This is a genomic window from Aeromonas sp. QDB68 (assembly GCF_027707405.1).
GTDB lineage: Bacteria > Pseudomonadota > Gammaproteobacteria > Enterobacterales > Aeromonadaceae > Aeromonas > Aeromonas caviae.
In genome coordinates this window covers 1-4,070 of sequence record NZ_JAPCIQ010000169.1, presented here as the reverse complement: position 1 = coordinate 4,070, position 4,070 = coordinate 1, and the positions used below count along the sequence as shown (strand labels likewise).

3 protein-coding genes are annotated in these 4,070 nt (G+C 61.1%); all 3 read right to left on the bottom strand.

The window, feature by feature from the left end; genetic code table 11:
* Positions 1-99 precede the first annotated feature (99 nt).
* Positions 100-1,293 carry an L-lactate MFS transporter gene (locus PG892_RS21790; protein WP_270825857.1) on the bottom strand — a complete coding sequence of 398 codons (1,194 nt, stop codon included), beginning with the start codon at positions 1,291-1,293 and terminating at the stop codon, positions 100-102.
* A 109-nt stretch (positions 1,294-1,402) separates the two neighbouring features.
* Positions 1,403-2,131, bottom strand: a complete 729-nt coding sequence (locus PG892_RS21785; protein WP_039040685.1) for a LytR/AlgR family response regulator transcription factor — start codon at positions 2,129-2,131, stop codon at positions 1,403-1,405.
* Positions 2,125-3,798, bottom strand: coding sequence for a sensor histidine kinase (locus tag PG892_RS21780; protein ID WP_039040684.1), 1,674 nt, complete (start codon positions 3,796-3,798; stop codon positions 2,125-2,127). The genes PG892_RS21785 and PG892_RS21780 overlap by 7 nt, the downstream gene beginning before the upstream one ends.
* Positions 3,799-4,070 lie beyond the last annotated feature (272 nt).

Genomic DNA, 4,070 nt, shown 5'->3' with positions numbered 1-4,070 from the left:
GCCGGATAGATTTAAGCAAGCCAACCACAACACCCGAAATCAAGGTTGCAAAAAAGGGGGTGACCATAGATTTTTTTATGACTTGAGAAGCGAGAGGGGTCAGGCCCTGTCGACAGCCGCAACGGGAGCCGGCAGGCGGATGGTGAGAGAGAGCACCAGGGCCACCACCAGCAACACCAGGATCAGGTTGAAGGTCGCCATGAAGCCGCCGAACAGGGAGGCCACGATGGAGCCGATGATGCTGCCCAGACCAAAGCCCAGATAGATGACGCCGTAGTTCTTGGTCAGGTTGTTGAGGCCGAAGAAGTCGCTCACCAGCGAGGGGTAGACGGTGATGGTACCGCCGAAGCTGAACGCTACACAGGCCACTGCCACGAAGAACAAGTTGGCATTGAGCGGCGCGAACAGCAGCAGCGCCATACCCGCCAGGGTAATCAACTGGGCGATGGTGATGACCCGGATACGGGACATCTTGTCGGAGAGGATGCCCAGCACCAGCCGGCCGCCCAGGTTGGCCATGGCGATGATGGCGACGGCGTTGACGGCGACCACGGCCGGCAGGCCCACCATCTTCTCGCCGATGTCCTTGGCCACGCCGATGACGTAGAGACCGCTCATGCAGGCGGTGAGGAACATCAGCGCCAGCATCCAGTACTGGGGCTTGCGCATCGCCTCGGCCAGGGTGAAGTCGCGGCTCTCGCTCTGCTGCACGGCGGCGGCCTGCTTGGGCGCATCCTTCATCAGCATGCCACCCACCAGCACCATGGACATGGCGATCAGCCCCCACAGCTGGAAGGTGGTCTCAAGGCCGTTGCTCGAAAGCAGCAGCAGGTTGATGTACTTGAAGCCCAAGCTGCCGAGACCGTAGGCACCGATGGAGCAGGCGGAGATGAGCCCCTTGCGCTCCGGGAACCACTTCACGCAGTTGGAGAGGGTCATCAGGTAACCGGTACCGTCTGCAAAACCGACCAGGATGCCGGCGCAGAGGTAGAGCATCGCCAGGTTGCTGGCATGAGCGGTGAGGAAGAAGCCGATGCCGAGCAGCACGCCGGCGCCCAGGGTGACGTTGCGCACCCCGAACCGCTCCTGCAGCTTGCCTGCCAGGGAGGAGGCCACCGCCAGGGAGAGGCTGAGCAGGCCGAAGGCGAAGGCGACCTGGCTCACCGGCTCGTCCAGCTTGTCGGAAAGCTGGGCGTTGAACAGGCTCCAGGTGTACACGGATCCCAGCGCGAACTGGGTGATGATGGTCCCCAACAGGGTGAGGTAGCGGGTGCGATTCAGATCGATGGTCATGATGCGTCTCGAGGAATGGCCTTAAGGAAATTGGGGCCACTATAGGCAAGACGCCACTCCCGCCGACCGATTAAGGCATGAAATGCAGATCGGCGGGAATGAATGACAATCAGAGCCGCATCAGCTGACGGAACGCCTTGATGTTGCTGCGGCTGACCGGCACCTCGAACGGCAGGTCATGGAGCCGGATGAGATAGGTGCTGTTGAACCAGGGCACTATCTCGCGGATCTTGTTGATGTTGACGCAGTAGGAGCGGTGGCAACGAAAGAACCCCTCGGCCGGCAGCCGGCTGACAAACTCGCTGAGGGTCATGGTCATCACGTAGCGATCGGTACGGGTGTAGACATGGGTCAGCTTCTCGTCGGCTTCCGCGTAGTAGATCTGCTCGCAGGGGGTGACGATGATGCGCTCCCCCTTCACCAGATTGACGGTGCGGTTCTGTGGCGTCCCGGACTCCGCACCCTGGGGCTGGGACTTGCCCGCCAGTTCGAGCTTTTGCAGCAGATTGATGAGGCGCGGCTCGTTGTAGGGCTTGAGGATGTAGTCGAATGCCTCCAGCTCGAACGCCTCCACCGCAAACTCCTTGTAGGCGGTGACGAAGACGATGTGGGGCGGATGGCTGGACTTGTGCAGGTTCTTGGCCAGCAGCAGGCCGTCGATGGCGGGGATCTGGATATCCAGAAACACCACGTCCACCTCGTGATCCTGCAGATACTTGAACGCCTCCAGCCCGTCCTCGAAGCTCGCCACTATCTCGATGTTGCTGTGCTGCCCCACCAGAAAGGCCAGCTCCTCGCGGGCAAGGTATTCGTCTTCCACTATGATGGCTTTCAGCATGGCATTGCCTCCTGATCAGGCAGATAGAAACAGACTTCGGTCCCCGGCTCCAGCCGCTTGAGGTGCAGGCCGTCGCCATAGAGCAGCTTGACCCGCTGATGCACGTTCATCAGACCGATGCTGCGGCTTTCCACCCGACCGGCGGCGACCCCGTCGATCACCGCCTGGCTGATGCCGTAGCCGGTGTCGCGCACCGCGACCCGGATGCCGCCCGCCAGCTGCTTCACCTCGATGGTGACCCGACCCGGCGCACTGCGGGGCTGGATGCCGTGCAGGATGGCGTTTTCCACCAACGGCTGCAACAGCAGGCTCGGCACCTGGATATGCACGTCGTCCACCTCGAACACCACCTCCAGCTTGTCGCCGAAGCGGGCCTGCTCGATGGCCACGTAGTCGCGCACCTGCTGCAGCTCCTCCTGGATGTCGATGAGGGTGTCCCCCTTGTTGAGGTTGTAGCGCAGGTAATCCGCGAGGTTCGCGATCAGCTGGCGTGCCTGCTGGGGACGGATGCGGATCAGCGACGAGATGGCATTGAGGGCGTTGAACAGGAAGTGGGGGTTGATCTTGCTCTGCAGCGCGGTGAACTCCGCCTTGCGGGTCATCTCCTTGAGCTGCTCGATGCGCGACACCTCCATCTGGGTGGAGATGAGCTGGGAGAGACCCACCGCCATCTCCTTGAGGGAGCTGGTGATGCTGTGGGTGCGGCGATAGTAGATCTTGAGGGTGCCGCTGACGGCGCCGTTTTCCCGCAGCGGAATAATGATGACCGAGTGGAAATCGGAGAGGTGATACTGGCGCAGATCGTTGTTGATGATGATCTGGTCCAGCAGCACCGCTCTGTGGGTCATGTCGCTGATGGCGTGGTGCTCGTCCAGCTCGTAGTAATCCTTGCCCACCCCCACATAGGCCAGCACGTCGCGGGTATCGGTGATGGCCACCGCATCGGCGCTGATCTCGCTGCGAATGATGCCGCACACCTGGCTCAGGGAGTGGCGATCGATGTTCTGGAAAAACGGCAACGTCTTGTTGGCGATGTCGAGCGCCAGCTTGGCCTGCTTGGCGGCAATCAGCTCCTTCTCGTCGTCCAGGTCCTGCACCAGCTTGATGATGAGCCCGATACAGAGCGCACCGGCGATCATCGGGTAGGCAATATGACTGACAATCTCCACACCTACCGCATGGGGCTCGGTCAGTTGCCAGATAAGCAGCATGGTCAGCCCCTCGCAGGCCATCCCCGCCAGGATGCCATAGAGCCAGAGCCGCGACTTGCGACAGCGCAGGTGCAGCCAGGTGGCCAGCAGGCCGGCGATGATGCTGGCGATGAGACAGGGAATGGAGGTGTGGCCATCCATGTCGATGAGATAACGGTGCAGCCCCGAGATGACCCCGGCCGGAATGCCGACCCAGGGGCCGAACAGGATGCCGCCGGAGATGATGGCGATGATCCGCACATTGATGAGGGCCCCCTCCACCGGAATGCCGGTGTAGGTGCTGAACACCGCGAACAGACAGAAGATGGCCGCCACCAGCACCAGCTCGGCCGGGGTGTGGTCACGCTTCTGGAACAATCGCTGAAACGGCCGGGTGCGGGTGAGAAGAAAGAGCGTCATCAGCATCAGCGCCGCCCGTTCAAACACCGCCAACAACATCATCTGATTTTCGAGCATGGCTCTCCTCCGTCAATGGCATGGCGCTAGGGGGCGGATCATACCCCTTATCTGCCGCCGACTCATGGGCGAATCCGGGGAGAGCGGTTCAGCTTTCGGGGAAAGCGCCGATAAGAGGAGGCCCTCGCCAAGGAGGGCCCAGTCCGACAAAGGAGGGCCCAGTCCGACAAAGGAGATAACTATGTTTCAAAAAAGTGTACAGATCTAGGGAAGGTGCGAACAAGTCCCTGATATGAGATCATGTTTGTCATCTGGAGCCATGAAAAAGGGTT